The sequence below is a fragment of the Streptomyces sp. NPDC001450 genome, assembly GCF_053597295.1.
This window is the reverse complement of sequence record NZ_JBSFHY010000051.1, coordinates 18540-36383: the sequence shown is the minus strand read 5'-3', so window position 1 is coordinate 36383 and position 17844 is coordinate 18540. Positions and strand designations below refer to the sequence as shown.

The 17844-nt window shown below is 70.0% G+C and carries 21 protein-coding genes; 4 read left to right on the top strand and 17 right to left on the bottom strand.

Annotated elements, in window-relative coordinates; genetic code table 11:
- Positions 1–611 precede the first annotated feature (611 nt).
- The gene (locus ACWC5O_RS39295; RefSeq protein ID WP_450583751.1) at positions 612–1397 is read right to left on the bottom strand and encodes a methyltransferase domain-containing protein; all 786 of its coding nucleotides are present in this window, start codon (positions 1395–1397) and stop codon (positions 612–614) included.
- Between the two features lie 52 nt (positions 1398–1449).
- On the opposite strand from ACWC5O_RS39295, the gene ACWC5O_RS39290 reads away from it, so the two are divergent.
- A complete protein-coding gene (locus tag ACWC5O_RS39290) occupies positions 1450–1962 on the top strand; it encodes a DinB family protein (RefSeq protein WP_450583753.1) in 513 nt (170 codons plus the stop codon).
- 42 nt (positions 1963–2004) lie between these two features.
- Here the strand turns inward: ACWC5O_RS39290 and ACWC5O_RS39285 are convergent, their stop codons facing one another.
- Entirely contained in the window at positions 2005–2490 is a 486-nt protein-coding gene (locus tag ACWC5O_RS39285) for a GNAT family N-acetyltransferase (protein WP_450583754.1), read from the bottom strand.
- A 54-nt stretch (positions 2491–2544) separates the two neighbouring features.
- Entirely contained in the window at positions 2545–3417 is an 873-nt protein-coding gene (locus ACWC5O_RS39280) for an LLM class flavin-dependent oxidoreductase (protein ID WP_450583755.1), read from the bottom strand.
- 116 nt (positions 3418–3533) lie between these two features.
- Between ACWC5O_RS39280 and ACWC5O_RS39275 the strand changes: the two genes are divergently transcribed.
- Complete coding sequence (locus ACWC5O_RS39275; protein ID WP_450583757.1) at positions 3534–3902, top strand: DUF192 domain-containing protein; 369 nt, start codon at positions 3534–3536, stop codon at positions 3900–3902.
- A 161-nt stretch (positions 3903–4063) separates the two neighbouring features.
- The gene (locus ACWC5O_RS39270; protein ID WP_450583758.1) at positions 4064–4471 is read left to right on the top strand and encodes a DUF3224 domain-containing protein; all 408 of its coding nucleotides are present in this window, start codon (positions 4064–4066) and stop codon (positions 4469–4471) included.
- A gap of 93 nt (positions 4472–4564) precedes the next feature.
- Here the strand turns inward: ACWC5O_RS39270 and ACWC5O_RS39265 are convergent, their stop codons facing one another.
- The 14 genes from ACWC5O_RS39265 to ACWC5O_RS39200 form a co-directional block, all read right to left on the bottom strand.
- Positions 4565–5188 carry an OmpA family protein gene (locus ACWC5O_RS39265; RefSeq protein WP_450583760.1) on the bottom strand — a complete coding sequence of 208 codons (624 nt, stop codon included), beginning with the start codon at positions 5186–5188 and terminating at the stop codon, positions 4565–4567.
- 7 nt (positions 5189–5195) lie between these two features.
- Positions 5196–5774, bottom strand: coding sequence for a hypothetical protein (locus tag ACWC5O_RS39260; protein WP_450583762.1), 579 nt, complete (start codon positions 5772–5774; stop codon positions 5196–5198).
- A 20-nt stretch (positions 5775–5794) separates the two neighbouring features.
- Positions 5795–6391, bottom strand: coding sequence for a pilus assembly protein TadG-related protein (locus ACWC5O_RS39255; RefSeq protein ID WP_450584160.1), 597 nt, complete (start codon positions 6389–6391; stop codon positions 5795–5797).
- Positions 6388–6573: a hypothetical protein gene (locus tag ACWC5O_RS39250; protein ID WP_450584184.1), complete on the bottom strand. Its 186-nt coding sequence runs from the start codon at positions 6571–6573 to the stop codon at positions 6388–6390. The genes ACWC5O_RS39255 and ACWC5O_RS39250 overlap by 4 nt, the downstream gene beginning before the upstream one ends.
- 98 nt (positions 6574–6671) lie before the next feature.
- Entirely contained in the window at positions 6672–7424 is a 753-nt protein-coding gene (locus ACWC5O_RS39245) for a response regulator (RefSeq protein ID WP_450583764.1), read from the bottom strand.
- A 13-nt stretch (positions 7425–7437) separates the two neighbouring features.
- Positions 7438–8736 (bottom strand): sensor histidine kinase, encoded by a 1299-nt coding sequence (locus ACWC5O_RS39240; protein ID WP_450583766.1) that lies wholly within the window; start codon positions 8734–8736, stop codon positions 7438–7440.
- A 145-nt stretch (positions 8737–8881) separates the two neighbouring features.
- Positions 8882–9769 (bottom strand): DUF5936 domain-containing protein, encoded by an 888-nt coding sequence (locus tag ACWC5O_RS39235; protein ID WP_450583767.1) that lies wholly within the window; start codon positions 9767–9769, stop codon positions 8882–8884.
- Between the two features lie 13 nt (positions 9770–9782).
- Entirely contained in the window at positions 9783–10727 is a 945-nt protein-coding gene (locus tag ACWC5O_RS39230; protein ID WP_450583769.1) for a type II secretion system F family protein, read from the bottom strand.
- Positions 10728–10731: 4 nt separating this feature from the next.
- A complete protein-coding gene (locus ACWC5O_RS39225; protein ID WP_450583770.1) occupies positions 10732–12069 on the bottom strand; it encodes a CpaF family protein in 1338 nt (445 codons plus the stop codon).
- A gap of 18 nt (positions 12070–12087) precedes the next feature.
- Positions 12088–12447, bottom strand: coding sequence for a TadE/TadG family type IV pilus assembly protein (locus ACWC5O_RS39220; RefSeq protein WP_450583772.1), 360 nt, complete (start codon positions 12445–12447; stop codon positions 12088–12090).
- 1 nt (position 12448) lies between these two features.
- Positions 12449–12832 (bottom strand): TadE family protein, encoded by a 384-nt coding sequence (locus ACWC5O_RS39215; RefSeq protein ID WP_393468366.1) that lies wholly within the window; start codon positions 12830–12832, stop codon positions 12449–12451.
- Positions 12833–12835: 3 nt separating this feature from the next.
- Complete coding sequence (locus ACWC5O_RS39210; RefSeq protein WP_450583774.1) at positions 12836–14068, bottom strand: AAA family ATPase; 1233 nt, start codon at positions 14066–14068, stop codon at positions 12836–12838.
- Between the two features lie 12 nt (positions 14069–14080).
- Positions 14081–14785 carry a Flp pilus assembly protein CpaB gene (gene cpaB, locus ACWC5O_RS39205; RefSeq protein ID WP_450583775.1) on the bottom strand — a complete coding sequence of 235 codons (705 nt, stop codon included), beginning with the start codon at positions 14783–14785 and terminating at the stop codon, positions 14081–14083.
- Positions 14786–14845: 60 nt separating this feature from the next.
- Positions 14846–15688 carry a hypothetical protein gene (locus ACWC5O_RS39200; protein WP_450583777.1) on the bottom strand — a complete coding sequence of 281 codons (843 nt, stop codon included), beginning with the start codon at positions 15686–15688 and terminating at the stop codon, positions 14846–14848.
- 352 nt (positions 15689–16040) lie between these two features.
- On the opposite strand from ACWC5O_RS39200, the gene ACWC5O_RS39195 reads away from it, so the two are divergent.
- Positions 16041–17735, top strand: a complete 1695-nt coding sequence (locus ACWC5O_RS39195; RefSeq protein ID WP_450583778.1) for a chitinase — start codon at positions 16041–16043, stop codon at positions 17733–17735.
- Positions 17736–17844 lie beyond the last annotated feature (109 nt).

The following is a 17844-nucleotide window of genomic DNA, read 5'->3' as shown; positions in this document are numbered from 1 at the left end:
CGCCCGCGCGGCGGAGCCGCGCATCGATACAGCCCCACGCCCCTGAAGACGGGGACGCACGTCCCCCGCTTCGAAGTTCCGGGATGTCCTCCCATGAAAAAACGGGCCGGTCCGTGGGGGGGAGACGGACCGGCCCGAGGGGGGGTTTCCACCATAACCCTTCGTAAGGGATGGTGGGTGCATCGACGCGATACAACTACTCTCCGGAATCATCCGACGACGCCCCGGTGCACGCGGAACGATGGATTCCGGGGCATTTCATGGCCGATTCACAATGGAATCCCAGGCGATCGGGGCCCATATGGAGAGATCAAGAGGGTTTGGGCCGTCTTGGGGATGGTTCGGCAAGTTGTCCGGGGGTCCCCCCGACGGGCTACCCGGACAGCGAACGGTGACTTGACGGTTCCGCTACGCGTTCGGCTCGGTATCGCAGCACCGCGCAGCCCCCTCCACTGCGCGGTGCCACCCGCACAGCTTTGCTGGCGCGAATTACCTTGGTCTGAACTTACGTGACCGGTGGGGCGGATGTGAACGGCCGCCGATAACGATGTGGAAACCGCGAGGGAACTCCGAGTGAACTGAGCGCCGAAATACCCCGTTCGCCCGATTCGTCAGGGGGTCGGTTTCCGGACGTCGAAGAGATGGCGGGAGCTGTGCGCCACGAACGGCCCCTCCTTCTCGATCCGCTCGTGCAGGGAGCGCAGTCCGGTCTCGTACGCCTCGACGGTGAAGTCGGGGACCATCCAGACGACCTTGCGCAGGAAGTGCACGACGGCGGCGATGTCGTGGAACTCCATCCGCAGCCGCTCCGCCCGCAGGTCCACGACCTCCAGCCCCGCCGCCTCCGCGTCCTTCCGCTCCCGCTCGGGATCGCGGCCGCCGCGCACCTCGTCCGGCTGACGCCCGAGGAAGTACTCGACCAGCTCGAACACACTGCTGGGCCCGACGTGCTGGGCGAAGTACGCACCACCGGGCCGCAGCACCCGGGCGATCTCCGTCCAGTCCGGCCGTACCGGGTGCCGGCTGAGCACCAGGTCGAAGGCCCCGTCGGCGAACGGCAGCGGCGCGTCGTCCGGCGCGGCGACCACCACCACACCGCGCGGCCGCAGCAGGGCGGTGGCCTTGGCGACGTTCGGCGACCAGCCCTCCGTGGCCGCGACCAGCCCCGGCCGGGCCGCCCCCGCCCGGCCCAGCGCGAAGTCGAGCACCTCCCCGCCCCCGGTCTGGACGTCGAGCGCGGCCTCGGCCCGGGCCAGCCGCTCCCCCGCCGACTGTGCGTACCCCCAGGACGGCCGCGCCTCGGTGGCCCGCCCCTCGAACCACGAGAAGTCCCACCCCTCGGTGGGCACGGCGGCGCCCTCGGCCACCAGCTGTTCAAAGGAACGGTTCCCTGTCATGAACGCCATGGTCGCAGGGCGTTGTCGGTGGGGCCTGCTAATTTCCGCGCGCATGACGACCTCTGCAGCCGGCTACACCGCCGGAGAGAAGGACACCCTGCACGCGAGCCTGAACCGGCACCGGGACGCCGTGCTCTGGAAGCTGGACGGGCTGGACGACGAGCAGCTGCGCCGGCCGATGACACCGACCGGGACGACCCTGCTCGGCCTGGTCAAGCATCTGGCCTCGGTCGAGTACGGCTGGTTCGTGGAGACGTTCGGGCGCGAGGGGGAACCCCTGTGGTTCGACCCGTACAAGGACGAGGACATGAGCGTGGCCCCCGACGAGACGACGGAGCAGATCGTCGCCTTCTACGGCCGTGCCCGCGCCGCCGCCGACCGCACCATCACCGAGCTGCCTCTGGATGCTCCGGGTCGCCCCGCCTGGCGCGACGCCTCCGTCTCCCTGCGCTGGACCCTCGTCCACATGATCGAGGAGACGGCCCGGCACGCCGGCCACATGGACATCCTGCGCGAGCTGATCGACGGGGCGACGGGCGACCACCGCCCGGTCACCGCGGCCTAGGAATCGGAGGTGCCCCGACGCCCGTGGCCGGCGTCGGGGCCGTCACCCGCGCTCCTCGGGGACCCGGCCGCCGAGCACCAGCAGAACGTGCTCGTCCTCCCCGTGCAGGACCGTGCCGGCGCGTTCGAAGCCGTGCTTCTCCAGCAGGCGGACGGAGGCGGTGTTACCGGAGAACGGGTCGGCGTACAGGGGCCGTACCCGCTCCAGCTCCAGGAAGAGGCCGAGGGCGCGGGTGCCGACACCGCGGGCCCAGTACGGGCGCCCGAGCCAGTAGCCGAGGTACCGCTGCCCGTCCTCCGTCCAGGAGACGACGCTCCCGGCCGCCTCGCCGTCGACGGTGACCGTCCGCACGAGGCAGTCGGGATCGCCGAGCACGCGCTCTCGCCAGTGCCTGAGGAAGGCGTCCCGCGGCCGGGGGGTGAACCTCGACCGCCGGACGGCTTCCGGATCCTGCTCGTAGTCGTGGAAGACGTGGAGGTCGTCGTCCGTCACGTCCCGCAGACGCACCTCGCTGTGTTCGTCGGTCATGCGTGGCAGTGTGGCAGCCGCCACTGACAACGCCCCGCTCTCCCGCGGCCTCCGCTACGGCACCAGGGGCCGGACCTCCTCCGCCACGAAGCGCACGAAGCCCTCCGGGTCGGGCTCGTCCCCCGTCGGCTGCAGGACGACGGTGTCGGCACCGGCCTCGGCCAGCCGCTGCACCGCCTTGGCCACGGCGCCGGCGTCCCCCGCGACCCCGAGGTCGGGGACCGACTCCAGCCCCTCGGCGGCGAGTTCGGCGCGCAGCCGGGCGGCGGCGTCGGCTCCGGTGGCGGCCAGCAGATAGACGACGACCTTGTGCGGTCCGGTACGTCCCGCCTCCCACCGCCCCTCGTCGATGATCCGCCGGGCCTCCCGTACGCCCGCCGGCGAGGTTGAGGAGGTGAGCAGGGTGCCGTCGGCCCTGGCGCCGGAGAGGCGGAGCGTACGGGCTCCGGTGGCGCCGGCGAACACGTCGACCGGCTGCTCCGGCGGCCAGTCGAGACCCACGTCGTCCAGCCGGACGTACCGCCCGCTCACGCTGAGCCGCTCCCCGCGCAACAGGGCGCGCAGGGCATCGAGATGCTCACCCAGCAGGGTGAGGGGCGAGGCGGCCCGCGCGCCGACCTGCCCCATCCAGCCCTGCACACCGTGTCCCACGGTCAGGACGGCCCGGCCCGGGAACATGCGCTCCAGCGACGCGGCCTCCATGGCGGCGACGGCCACGTTCCGGAGCGGCACGGGCAGCAGCCCGACGCCCACCCGCACCCGCTCGGTCCAGGCGAGAGCGGCGGCGGCCGTGGAGATCCCGCCCTCCCGGAAACAGTCCTCCCACAACCAGAGTTCTTCGAGCCCTGTGGCGTCCGCGAGCCGGGCCACCGCGCGGAGCCGCTCGGGGGGAAGCTGGGGACGGAAAACGGCACCAAGTCCAGTCATGGGGCTTTCCTAGCCATCGACCGGGGTCACGCAAACACGATCACGCGCGCGGTGGGTCGCGGGTATGCCGTGAGGGGTACGGTCGCCTCGACTGCGGGAGGGCGGAGGTGGCCGGCATGGGGCGGCGCTGGCGGGACGGGCGGGGCAGGTTGGTCGTGCGGCGGGCGGACGGAACCTCGATCTCCCTCCCCCTGGAGATCGCGGCCTCGTACCGTGCCCGGACGAAAGGGCTGCTGGGCCGGGACTCGGTCGACGGGGCGATGCTGCTGTCGCCGGCCAGCGGGGTGCACACCTTCCGGATGCGGATGGCGATCGACGTCGCCTATCTCGATCGCCGGCTGCGGGTCATCGCCGTACGCACCATGAAGCCGGGGCGGCTGGGCCTGCCTCGGCTCCGTTCCCGGCATGTGCTGGAGGCGGAGGCCGGGGTCCTGGCGGAGTGGGGAGTGGGGGCAGGCGCGCGGGTGACCGTCGAGGTGGCCTGAGTGATGGGCCCCCCACCCGGGTCACGCCGCGTGTTCGGTGCTCACCCCGAGACGCTCACCCAGCACCGACTGCGACAACCCGAGAGACACGCGACGGTCGTACACCAACTGCGACAGCATCCACGTAACCGTTGTCAGTGAGGCGGCATAGCATCCGTGGCATGCGAGCATCTGGGACGTTCACGGTTGCGGAGTTCACCCCGGCGGAGGTCGCCGGGCCGGTGGTCGAGACGGCGGTGCCCGTCGGGGTGGCCACGATGCGGAAGCGGTACGAGGGCGAGGTCAGCGGCGTGTCGGCCACGCTGTTCACCGCCGCGTACGACCAGGGCACCGGGACCGGTACCTATGTCGCCATGGAGTCCTTCGAAGGGTCCCTCCACGAGCGAAGAGGTTCCTTCAATTTCGCCCACTCGGCCACGACTCTGGGAGAAGGCCGCGAGTCCGAGTTCTTCGTGATCGTGCCGGGGAGCGGGACGGGGGCGCTGGCCGGGATCCGAGGGGCCGGCGGCATGGCGGTCGACGCGGACGGCACCCATCGGATCTGGTTCGAGTACGAAGTGGGCGACTAGCCGACCTGTGGGCCAGGGCCCGCGTGGTCCGTCCGCAGGCGCCGCCCTGGCCAACCGTGGCGGTCTGACTCCAGTGGACGGCTGCCCGCCCCATCAGTTCTCCGTCCGCGGGAACGAGACCTCCACCCGTCGGTTCTTCTTCCGGCCCTCCTCCGTCGAGTTGTCGGCGATCGGGTACTGCTCGCCGTACCCGCGTACGTCGAAGGTGATGTCCGAGCTGTTCAGGTCCTGGTCCAGGACCGCCTGTACGGCGTTGGCGCGCTGCTTGGACAGGACGTCGCCGTGGGCCGAGGAGCCGAGGTTGTCGGTGAAGCCGAAGACACGGACCTGGGTCGCGTTCTGCTTCTTGATCTCCTCGGCGATCGTCGCGATGCGGGCCTTGGCCTGCTCGCCGAGCTTGGCGCTGTCCTTGCTGAACAGCACCTCGGCCTGCAGGGCGAACGTCACGTCCGCGTTGGTGTCCTCACGGCGCTCGTCCCCGCTCTGGTCCTCCACGACCGACTTGATGTCCAGCACCTTGGGCTGAGCGAGGGTGGCGCCCTCGGGGAGCTTGAGGTCGGGGTCGGTGGGGTCGATCTTCACGGGGGCGGTGGCGGAGGGTTCCGTCCCCGGGGGTTCGCTGGGGTCGGTGTCGTCGGCGTGGGCGAGGGTGAGGTTGGTGGCGGCGAGGAGGAGTGCGGTGGTGAGGGTGAGGGTGAGGCGGGGTGTGGTGGTCACTTTGGCCTCACCCTGAGATCTGGATGGTGGCCGTGGGGAAGCCGGGCAGCTGGAAGTTGACTTCGGATGTGGTGGTCGGAGGGGAGGGGAACTGCATGAACACCGGCAGCGTTTGACCAGCCTTGAGAGATGGCAAACCTGTTGTGGTGAGTGGCCGTCCGTCTGTGTCGCGAAGTACGTAATAGCGCTTCTTGCCCTTGGAGTCGACGAGCGTGGCCCCACCAAGTGAGCTGCCGTTTCTGATGATCTCCGTCTCGTTTCCACTGAGATTGGACGGGATCACTGCCGTACTGCCGCTGTCGTTCTTCAGGTTGCCGTTCACAGTGACGAAGCCGCCGGAGTCGCGCGTGGCGGACATGATCTGAAGGAGCAGCCCGTTCGGCCCCTTCAGTTCCGCCAATGGCTCATCGGACTGGCCCTCCTGCGCGCTCGGTTTGGAGCCATCGCTCTTTGAAGTGGATGCTGATGTCTCCGGCTTTTTGGCATCACCACCGCCGCCGCAAGCGGCCAGACCGAAAGCCAGACCTGTCGACACTGTGAGCGCGACCAGCCCCCTGCGGGCCTGCGCAGTGAACCGAATGCTCATGACTCTGCTTCCTTCGCTTGTCAGTCGGCCAGGTGGACGTCGAAGAGGTCCTCGGGCTTCGGAAGCCCGGCTTGGTCGTCCGGATTCAGGTCCCATGCCCTGCCACCGCAGGTGAGTTGAGGCAGCACGTCGGATCCTGCATCCTCACCCGGGAGCTTGAACGTGCAGAGCGGCTCGATCTCGGCCGTAGCGGACTTCGACGACTTGATGTTCTCTGTCCCAGGTACGACGGAATGGCCCACCGACTTGTTGGTCGTCACCGTCACCGTGTACTTCAGCGGCTCCAGCGGCTCGCAGGCGTCCAACTTGGCGTCGTTCGCCGCAGCGAGCTGTCCGGCACGCCAGCACGGGTCGTCAACCGCAACCTTGCCGTCGAAGATGTCCTGCCACTTGGTTGGGTCGAGCAGGTCTTCCAACCACTTGCCCGCCAGTTGATCACGGGTGTTCTGGGCGGCGGCCAGTGCAGCTGCGTCTGCCGCGGTCTGGGCACCGCTCCGATTCACCGACGCTTGTCCGACGGCAAGGTAGGCCAACGCAAGAAAGAGCAGGCCCGCCACCACTGTGATGTAGATGGGGAAGGCCTGCCCTCGGTCGTTGAAGCCTCGCTGGCGCGTCAGGTGATTTCGGTGATCTTTTCCTTGATCTTGTCGAGGATCGTCTGGCCGATGTCCGTACCCGTGATCGCCAACACGATCGCCACCACAACAGCGATGATCCCCAGGTACTCGACCGCGGTCTGCCCCTTGTCGTTGGTGCGCCGCTGCATGGCAACCCAGAACTTCAGAAACAGATCGCTCACGGTGTTCCCCTCCGGCTTCGCTTCCGATCCCGGCAACGTAAGGCGAAGGCCGGCGGCCGCCAGAGGGCCCCAGGACCCAACCCCGGACCCAATCCATCTCACGCCACCCCCAACCACTTCGCGGCCGCCTGCGACCTGCTCGTGCTGTGGAGCTTGGCGAAGATGCGGTTGATGTGGTTCTTGACCGTCTTCTCGCTGATGAAGCAGGTCGCGGCGATCTGCTGGTTGGTCATGCCGGACGCGATGAGGTCCATGATCTCCGCCTCCCTGACGCTCAGTTGGAACCGCGACCGAAACGACTGTCCCACACCGGATTGCATATGCGAAAGGTTTTGCGGTGGAATCTCGCCAAGAGGAGTTGAGAGTTCGGGCTCCGTGTGTGCAGGTGCACTCGACTGAAGGTGAGTCAGTAAGGCCTTCGCCGCCCCCGGTGTCACATGCGGCCGCCCCTCCCGCACATCCCGCACCGCCCTCACCAGCTGCTCCGCCGTGAACTCCCCGTGCACCAGATATCCCCCCGCCCCCAGCCGCAAAGCCTCCCGCACGGTCTCCGTCTCGTGGCTGTAGGTGAGCATCATGACGGGAGCCAGCCGGACCAGGTGGGGCAACGCCGAGATTCCGTCGACGCCGGGCATGCGGACGTCGAGGAGGATGACGTCGGGGCGGTGTCGCAGTGCCGCCTCGTACGCCTCGCGGCCGTCCGCCGCCTCCGCGACCACCGTGGTGTCCTCGCGGTCGGAGAGAAGGGCCGTCAGGCCGGCGCGGATCACGGGGTTGTCGTCGGCCACCACGAGGCGCAGGGGGGCCGTGGGTGCCGGGAAGTCCGGGCTCGGCGGGTTCCGGTGCCGCATCGGGTGCCTCCTCTCAGGCTTCCGGGGATGAATGATCGACGGCGAGGGCGCGCAGCGGCAGTTCCACCCGAACCTCCGTACCCCGCTCGTGCTCCCCCCGCCCGATACGGATCCGAGCCCCCGCCGAAGCCGCCCGCTCGACCATGCCCAGCAGGCCGAAGTGGCCGCAGTGGCGGAGGTGTTCGAGAGTGGTGCCGGGGGGCAGGCCCCGGCCGTCGTCGTGGATCGTCAGGCGGAGCAGGTCACCGTCGATCCCCACGGTCAGGTCCACCTGGTTCGCCGACGCGTGGCGGTGGGTGTTCTCCAGGGCCTCCGTGGCGATGGCGAGGAGGTCGCGGGCGAGGGGCGGGGGGACGGGGGGAACGGGGGTTCCGTTCAGCTGCCGGCAGGACGCCGGTATGCCCGTCCGGGTCGTGAAGTCCGCCGTGCGGGCGCTCAGTACCGTCCACAGGTCCGTCGGCCTCGCCGCAGCCGGCGTCTCCTCCCGGCGCAGGTCCTCCAGCAGTTCCCTCGACTCCGCCGCCGCCCTGCGTGCCGAGCGGGACACCAGTTCCGCCTGCTGCCGGATACGGGCCGGGTCGGGGGCGTCGGCCGATGCCGTCGTTGCCAGGCCGTCGGCGGCCAGGGCGACGCCGTACAGGGTCTTGGCCACGGAGTCGTGCATCTCGCGGGCCAGCCGGGCCCGTTCCGCGTGCACCGCCTCCGTCGCCGCCAGGCGGGCCTGGACCGCCGTGAGGGCCTGGGTGGCCGCGCCGAAGCGGAGCATCAGGTTGCGCAGGGTCGAGCCCATCGCGCCGGCGATGACGCACAGGCCGGGCAGGAGGAGGGACTCGGCCACGGCTGTCCGGCCGTCGGACTTCAGGGTCGCGTGGACCAGGAGCAGGATCAACGACTGCAGGGAGGCGAAGCAGGCCGCGCCCCGCCAGCTGTAGACCAGGCCCGCCAGCAGCGGGGTGCACACGCTGACGTAGGCGAGGGTGGTGTCCGGGCCCGCCGAGATCAGGAGGAGGGAGCCGAAGAGGGTGTCGGCCGCGAGCAGGCTGGGGTGGCGCAGGAGCAGGGGGCCGAAACGCTCCCAGTCGCGGAAGAGGACGTACGACACCATGAAGGTGACGACCACCGCCGCCCCGACCAGGCGGACGCCCAGCCCCGGGGCCGCGTTGAGCAGGGCCGCGGGGGCCGCCACGACGATCATCGCCAGCCGGAACCCGAAGACCTGGCGGCACATCGCCTGCAGGGCCCGTATCTGGATCTTCTCGGAGGGTTCGGGGACGGGAGCGTCCGTCTGGGATGCCCTGGACATCCGCAGCATCCGCAACATCCAGGATGTCCGAGGCGGCGCCGACGGCCGTTTCGGGCGGCCGCGCTCGAACCACGCCCGCCATCCCCTCCCCAGCCCCCGGAGGGCCAGGCGTCTACCCGGCCGCCCCGTCGCTCCCATCGTCGTCACCCGCCGCTCACTTCCCCGTGAGCGAGCCGAAGTCCACGCCGGAGCCCAGCAGCAGGCCGGCGCCCAGCAGGAGCATCGTCGCCGGGACCATGAACGTGGTGATCATCAGCGTGGCCTTGGGGACCGCTCGGGCGGCCTTGCGGCGGGCGTTCTGGGCGTCCGTGCGGCGCATGTCCTTGGCCAGGGAGACGAGCGTGTCGACGATCGGGGCGCCCAGTTCCTCGCCCTGCTGGAGCGCGGTGACGAACATGGCCACCTGCTCAGAGTCGTTGCGGCGGCGCAGTTCCGCGAAGGCCTGGCGGCGGCTCATGCCGAGGTCCATCTGGCGGAGGGTGATGCGGAGTTCGTCCGCCCACGGGCCCTCGTAGCGCGAAGCCACCCGGTCCAGGGCCTGGCGGAAGCCCAGTCCGGCGCTGACCACCACGGCCAGCACGTCCAGGAAGTCCGGCAGCGTCCGTTCGATCACGTCCTTGCGGACGCGGATCGCCGACCAGATGCCGACCTCCGTCCAGAACGCGCCGAAAAGTAGAAGGAGGAGGGCCACGAACCACTGGCCCCGCAGCAGGAACACCAGGAAACCGACGCCGCCCAGGGCGCCGTACACCGCGCGGCGGGCCGCGTAGCGGTCGATGGTCAGGCCGCCGGGGTTGCCCGCGAGGTCGATCTTGCGGCGGTACCTGGCGACCAGGCGGGGTCCCATCAGGCGCAGCACCGCGGGGGCGTAGCGCATGCCCATACGGTCGATCACGGAGCCCACCGCGCCGGTGCGGGTGGCACCGACCTCCAGGGCGAGCGCCAGGTCACCGGGGAGCTTGACGTCCGCGCGGTACATCCGGATGCCGGCGAAGACGCCCCAGACACCGAGGCCCATGAGGAGTGCGAGCAGGATTCCCATCAGGTCAGGCCCCTCACACGTCGATCCGGCTCATACGGCGGATGAGGACGAAGCCGACGGCGTACATCGCGAAGGCGATGATCACGCAGGCCTGGCCGACCGGTGAGCCGGTCATCCGCTCCAGGGCACCGTCCTTGACGCCGTTCATCAGGAACAGCGCGCCGACGCCGAGGACGGGGACGGCGTACGACGTCATGGTCACCTGGGAGAGCTGGGTGCGGATCTCGCGTCGGGTCTCCTTGCGTTCCTCCAGCGTCTCGGTCAGGTTCCGCAGTGCTGACACCACTTGGCCGCCCGCCCGGTTGGAGAGGACCAGCGTCGTCACGAGGACGACCAGCTCGCGGGAGGGGAGGCGTTCGGCCAGTTCACCGAGGGCGTCGTCCAGGGAGTGGCCGATCGCCAACTGGCTGGTGACCTTGGCCAGTTCCTCGCCGGCCGGTGCCTCCAGTTCCTCGGCGGCCATGCCGATCGCGGTGCGCAGGGCGAGGCCGGCCTGGGTGGCGTTGGCCAGGATGCGGGCCAGTTCGGGGAGTTGGCCGATGAAGCGCTCGATGCGTTTCTGGCGCTGCCAGTTGAGGAACTGGACCGCCGCCCAGACGCCCAGCAGACCCGCGAGCGGGCCGAAGAAGGGGGCCAGGGCGGCCTGTCCGATCAGCCAGAGCGCGGCGACCGCGGCGAGCATGTAGGCGAAGAACTCGCCCGGGGTGACGTCCAGGCCGGTGGCCGCCAGCCGCAGCTCCAGCTTCCGGCCCAGTGCCGTACGGCGCAGGCGGCGGTCGAGGTTGTGGAAGCGGCGCCTGCGGCCGGTGGCCGGTGCCTGGCCCGTGGACGACAACCGCTGTACCAGTTCGGCTCGCTGGGCCCGGCCGGCCGCGTAGGTGTGCACTCCGACGACGGCCAGGACGCAGGTCAGCAGCGCGACACCGGTGGTGAGCTGGACGAGGGTGTGGAGTTCCATGGTCCTACCTGGCTTCTCGGGTGGCGAGCTGGTCCGCGGAGTGGGCGACGCCGAAGGCCTGCGGGGTGGGCTGGCCCGCCATGTAGAGGCGGTCGGCGGTGCGGCGTGGCAGCGGGAAGTACTCGAAGGTGCCGTACACCCGGCCGTCGGGCGTCATGGGCCGGGCGTGGAAGCGGGCCGCGGTCGTCAGCCGGTACGGCTCGCCGCCGTGGCTGTCGAGCAGGGCGATCTCGGTGATGCGGCGGGCGCCGTCGGCGAACCGGGTGAGCTGGACGAGGACGTCGACGGCGCTGTTGATCTGGTCGTGCAGGGCCACGAAGGGCACCTCGACGTCGGACATGGAGGCGAGGGTCTGCAGGCGGGTGAGCGCGTCCTCGGCGCTGTTGGCGTGGACCGTGGCGAGGGAACCGTCGTGGCCCGTGGACATGGCCTGGAGCATGTCGAGGGACTCGCCGCCGCGGACCTCACCGACGACGATCCGGTCGGGCCGCATGCGCAGCGAGTTGCGGACCAGGTCGCGGATGGTGACCTGGCCCTTGCCCTCGACGTTCGGCGGCCGTGACTCCAGCCGGACCACATGGGTCTGCTGGAGCTGGAGTTCGGCCGAGTCCTCGATGGTGATGATGCGCTCGTGCGCCGGGATCAGCCCGGACAGGGCGTTGAGCAGGGTCGTCTTGCCGGTGCCCGTCGCCCCGGAGACGATGATGTTGAACTTCGCCTGCACCAGCCCCGCCAGCAGGAACACCATGTGCTCGTCGAGCGAGCCGAACCCGATGAGCTCCTGCAGGGTGAAGGAGCGCGGGAAGCGGCGGATGGTGAGGGTGGGTCCGGTCAGCGACAGCGGCGGGATGATGACGTTGACGCGCTCGCCGGAGGGCAGACGGGCGTCCACCATCGGGTTCGACTCGTCCACCCGGCGGTTGACCGTGGACACGATCCGCTCGATGGTCTGCATCAGCTGGTCCGCCGAGGCGAAGCGGAGCGGCAGCTGCTCGACCCGGCCGCCGCGCTCCACGAAGATCGCGTCCGGGCCGTTCACCATGATCTCGGTGATCGACGCGTCCTCCAGCAGCGGCTCCAGGATGCCGAGGCCGAGCGCCTCGTCCACCACCCGGCGGATCAGCTGGGAGCGCTCGACCGTCGACAGCACCGGTCCCTCGCGGCTGATGATGTGTCCGAGCACCCGCTCCAGCCGCGCCCTGCGCTCGGCGGCGGCGAGCGAGCTCATCTCCGCGAGGTCGATCTCCTCCAGCAGCTTGGCCCGGTAGGAGGCGACCAGATGCCCGTCCTCGCCCCGGCTGCCGTGCTCCTCGGGGGAGTTGATGCGTGCCCGCAGACTCATGGGTCGGCAACTCCTCGTTCAGTGGTCGAGCGGCATGGTGGCGGTCTTGTGGGCGTCGCCGAAGTCCCAGACGACCTCGGGGATGTGGACGGTGGCGGTGACGGTGACCGAGTCGCCCCCTCCGGCGGACGAGCAGCGCACCGTGATCCCGCCGCTGACCGCCTCCGCACACGCCTGCTGCGCGTCCTGTCGCAGCGACGCGGCCCGCGCCCCCGCCCGGGCCGCCGTACCGGCCTGTTCGGCGGCGTAGGCGACCGCCCCGATCTGGATGCCGGCCAGCCCGACGATCAGCAGCACGGGAATGAACCCGAGGTACTCGATGGCGACTTGCCCCGCATCGCGGCGACGGCGGCACGACATCCCGGATAACTGAGGCATCTCAGCGCTTCACCTCCTCCACGGCACCGGCGTGCCCGTGCACCGTGACGGGGAAGTCGATCGAGCCGGGGAAGAGGACGGGGACCTTCAGCGCCACGTCGGCGGTCACGTAACCGGTCCCCCCGCACTGGTCCACCCTGGCACCCCCTCGCCATGCCCCCGACAGATGCTTCAGCGCGGCTTGCTCACACGCGCCGAACCGCTCCCCCCGAGGCGCCGCCGTCCCCGCCCGTACGCCCTCGTCCGCAGCATTCCCAGCGAGCGTGTACGCGTACCCCACGAGCACGCACTGCCACATGAGCACCAGCGTCAGGATGATCAGCGGAGTCATCCCGAGGAACTCGATGCTGACCTGTCCCCGGTCCCCTCCCGGCCGTCTGGGCACGCCTCACTCCTTCCGCCGCCGGAAGCCGACCGCGCCCCGGCCGCTTCCGCGATGGGACCCCTCGGGTGCCTTCGCCAGGCCCAGCTCGCCGGCGAGGGCCCACAGGGCCTGTTTCACCGTGCTCCTGCTGTCGAGTTCGTGCAGGCGTCCCGCGTCCACGACCCCCTGCACCTCCTTGAAGTTGGCGGGCACGGCGGTACGCGCCACCGCCGTGCCGGTGATCCGCTGCACCAGCGCGGGTTGGATCTCCGTGCTCCGGGTGTGCCGGTTGACGACGACCGTCGTCTCCTCGGCCTTGCGGATCTGCAGCCGGTCCCACATGCGCACGGTCCGCTTCGCGGCGCGTACGGCGACCACGTCCGGGGTGGTCACGAGCAGGGCGGTGTCGGCCGTCTCCACCGCGGCCGCGTTCGCCGCGCCGAGCTGGGCCCCGCAGTCCACCACGACGACCTCGTACCGGGAGCGCAGGACGCTCACGATCTGGCGGACGGCCCGGTCGGTGACCTCCTCGCCGCGCTCGCCCTCGCCGGGGGCGAGGAGCAGGGCGAGGCCCGTGTCGTGGCGGAAGACGGCGTCGGCGAGGACACGCGGGGAGATGTCGCTGATGGCGGCGAGGTCCACCACCGAGCGGCGGAACTGGACGTCCAGGTAGGAGGCGATGTCGCCGGTCTGCAGGTCGAGGTCGACCAGGGCGGTGGACCGGCCGGAGGCCTGGGCGGCGAGCGCGAGCTGGATCGCGGCCAGGGTCGCGCCGACGCCTCCCTTGGCGCCGCTGACCGTGACGACCGTACCGCCGGCCCCGCCGAACACGTCGGCGCCGTGGCCGAGATGGCGTCGTACGCCGGTGGACCACTGGGCGACGACCTGGACGCGGCTGGCGAGTTCCTCGTACGACAGCGGCAGCGCGACCAGGCCGCGGGCGCCGGAGTCCATGGCGGCGGCGAACAGGCCGGGGCTCGCGTCGGTGGTGACGAGGATGACGCCGACGGCCGGGAAGCGCAGGGCGACCTCGCGGATCAGCTCCAGGGCCGGAACCGGTCCGATCCGCTCATGTACGACCACGACCTCGGGCAGTTCGTCCACCGACTCGGCGGCAAGGCGGGCAAGGGTGTCGACCAGCTGGGTGGAGTCACCGACGGGCGGCTGCGGTTCGGCGTCGGGGAGCTGGCTGAGCAGCGTGGTGAGGGAGCGGACGGCGTCCGGGTCCGCGCCGGCCGGGAGGATCCTGGTGGGCATGCGGGCCGCCTCTCACTTGTCCGTCGCGAGTTCGTAGGTGCGGTCCTTGTCCGGGACGCCGGTCTCGCTGCCGGGTGCCACCAGCGCGAGCCGGACCCGCTGGGCGAAGGACTCGGCGTAGGTGATCCGCTGGGCGTCGAGGGTGGACAGCGCGAAGGTGATGGGGACGGCCTCGGTGGGCTGCTGGTTCTTGTCGCGGTCGGGGTCGAGGGCGGTGATCTGGCCGACGTCGAGGACCCGGGCGCCCGTGACGATGATCTTCGACTGGTCCGGGTCGCCCTCCTTCTTTCCTTCGAAGGTGGCGTACACGTTGACCCGCGAGCCCGGGGTGATCTTGCCGGCGACACCGGTCGCCGCGTCGATCATGATGGCGACCTCCTGCTGGCCGGGCTGGAGGGCGGGCTGGTCGACGATCATGTCGGTCTGCAGCAGGGAGCCGGCGCGCAGGGTGGTCACGGCGATCTTGCCCTGGATCTGCCGGAGGTCGGTGATGGCGTTGTCGGACAGCCACCGCCTGGGCATCCTGATCTTCTCGAACTGGCCCGTGTTCAGCGCGGTGTACGGCTTCACGTCGGACCTGACCCGATAGGCGCTGACCTCGGGCCCGACCTTGGACTGGACGTCGTCGACGACGGAGAGCACGCCGGCGAACGCGCCGAGAGCGCACAGGACCGACAGGATCAGGAGTATCACGCCGCGGCGCTGACGGGAGTTCATGAACCGTGCAACCTCATTGGGGGAATCGGTCGAGCGGGATGTGAGTGACGTCTGTGCGGGTCAGGCGGGCGTTCGTTGTTCCAGAGCACGGGGCGCGGGAGGCTCGTACGCGGGCGGGGTGGCCGAGCAGAACACACACAGGTCGCCTATGACGTCGAGGCCGCACCAGTGACATCTGGACTGCCGTACCGAGGTCACCAGCTGGTACAGGACCGACAGATCGGCGAGATAGCTGCAGAACTCGACCATCCGCCCGGTCCCCCACCACCGCGAGGACTCGGCGGGCAACGGCGTCTCCCGCAGCCCGTGCGGGCCCCACGCCTCGGCGAGACCGGCGATCCAGTCCGTCTGCAGCTGCCCCTTGGCGACGAGCATCCACGTACTGAACTCGGGCCCCTTGAGGGTGGCGCCGGGTGCGACCCTGACGAGCTGCGGCTCGGGGTGGGCGACGACGGCGAACTGGCTCCCCGGCACCCACGACTTGGCGTGCGCCTTGAGCCCGACGGGCACCCGGTCGAGCCGGGCGACCGACCCGAGGACGGCACCGGCGTGGATGTAATGAGTGAGCAGCCGCCCGGCGGAGGCCAGCACACCCGGGCTGAGATCACAGGAGGCGAGCTGCCGCAACTGCCTGGCCAGGACGGCTATGCCGAGCGGGGGCAGTTCGGGCCGGAAGAAGGCGATGCGATCGCTCTCCAGCAATGACCGCAGCGTGTACAGCCGCCGCACCACGGCCTCCGGAGCGGCCCGGGAGCAGACGACCACGACATACCCGTACTGCTCGATCAGGCCGTGGAGTTCGGTGAGGGCGTGATCCAACGGGCGCTGGTCGAGGTCGCGCAGCACGACAGCGGGCATGGTCCGTTCGTCCTGCGCCGGCAGTGCCATGTCGGCACTGGTCACGGCAATGACAGTTGGCACGCGCAGCTCCCCGCTCTTCGCACCCTTCGGCCCACCGGTGTAACTCCAATGCGCCAGGACGACTTCATTGCGTGACTACCTGAGCACTGTATCCACGCCCCAATGACCGGAGAACAGCGTTTGTGTAGCTCGTGTGGAACTCTCTGGGCACAAGTCCAGCCAAAACCGGACAGGTTGAGCGGATGAACTTCTGGGCGGCGGAGATGGTTTTGGTCTGGACCTCTTGACAGCGCAATTGGTCTGGACCAACTTGTAGCCCAGCGGTGGCCACCGCCCCTCACCCCTCTCCCCGCAGACTCCCCCACCGGAGGCCCCAGTGGACCGCGCACCAGGCATGCCCAGACGCAGAGGACGGATAGCGATGTGGTCCTCCGCCACCGCCCTCGCCCTCTCGCTGGCGGGCCTCGCCGCAACCCCCGCGTCCGCAGCGGACGTCAACAACGTCAAGAACGCCGGCTTCGAGTCGGGCCTGACCAACTGGACGTGCACGGCGTCCAGCGGCACGACGGTCTCCTCCCCGGCCCACTCCGGCTCCTCGGCCCTCAAGGCGACCCCGGCCGGCCAGGACAACGCCCAGTGCACCCAGTCGGTGGCGGTGAAGCCCAACTCCACGTACACGCTGAGCGCGTGGGTGCAGGGCGGCTACTCCTACCTGGGCGTGACGGGCACGGGCACGACGGACGTGTCGACCTGGACCCCCGACTCCTCCTCCTGGAAGCAGCTGTCGACGACGTTCACGACCGGCGCGTCGACAACCTCGGTCACGGTGTACACGCACGGCTGGTACGGCCAGGCCGCGTACTACGCGGACGACGTCTCGGTCTACGGCCCGGATGGGGGCGGGGGCGGCGACCCGGCTCCCACTGTGCCGTCCACACCTTCCGGCCTGTCGGTCTCCGGTACGACATCCTCCTCGGTGTCGCTGTCGTGGTCCGCGGTGTCGGGCGCGACGGGCTACAACGTCTACCGCGACGGCACGAAGGTCACGGCGGTGACGGGCACGTCGGCGACGGTGACCGGCCTGTCGGCGTCGACGTCGTACTCCTTCCAGGTCACGGCGACCAACTCGGCGGGTGAGTCGGCGAAGTCGGCGGCGGTGACGGGAACGACGGCCGCCTCCGGGGGCGGGGGCGGAGGGGGCACGCTCCCCAAGCATGCGGTGACCGGCTACTGGCAGAACTTCAACAACGGCGCGACGGTCCAGAAGCTCTCGGACGTCCCGTCCTCGTACGACATCATCGCGGTGGCCTTCGCGGACGCGACCTCGACGCCGGGCGCGGTGTCGTTCAGCCTGGACTCGGCCGGCCTCGGCGGTTACACGGTCGACCAGTTCAAGGCGGACATCAAGGCCAAGCAGGCGGCCGGCAAGAAGGTCGTCATCTCCATCGGCGGCCAGAACGGCACGGTGTCGATCAACGACTCGACGTCGGCGACGAACTTCGCGAACTCCGTCTACTCCCTGATGCAGACGTACGGCTTCGACGGCGTCGACATCGACCTGGAGAACGGCCTGAACGCGACGTACATGACACAGGCGCTGCGCTCCCTGTCGTCGAAGGCGGGCTCGTCCCTGATCATCACCATGGCCCCCCAGACGATCGACATGCAGTCGACGTCGAACTCCTACTTCCAGACGGCGTTGAATGTGAAGGACATCCTGACCGTCGTCAACATGCAGTACTACAACAGCGGTTCCATGCTGGGCTGCGACGGAAAGGTGTACTCGCAGGGTTCGGTGGACTTCCTCACCGCCCTCGCCTGCATCCAGCTGGAGGGCGGCCTGTCCCCGTCCCAGGTGGGCCTCGGCCTGCCGGCCTCCCCGAGCGCGGCGGGCAGCGGGTACGTGTCGCCGACCGTGGTGAACAACGCGCTGGACTGCCTGGCCAAGGGCACGGGCTGCGGTTCGTTCAAGCCGTCGAAGACGTACCCCGATCTGCGGGGCGCGATGACCTGGTCGACGAACTGGGACGCGGCTTCGGGGAACGCGTGGTCGAACTCGGTGGGGGCGCATGTGCACGGGATGCCGTGACGTGAACTGCTTGAGCCTTCCCGAGCTTTCCTGACTCCTCGGCGCCCGGGCCTCTGTGTGGGGTCCGGGCGTCGTCGTCCGTGTGTCCCCGTGTATCCCCTTACGCGTC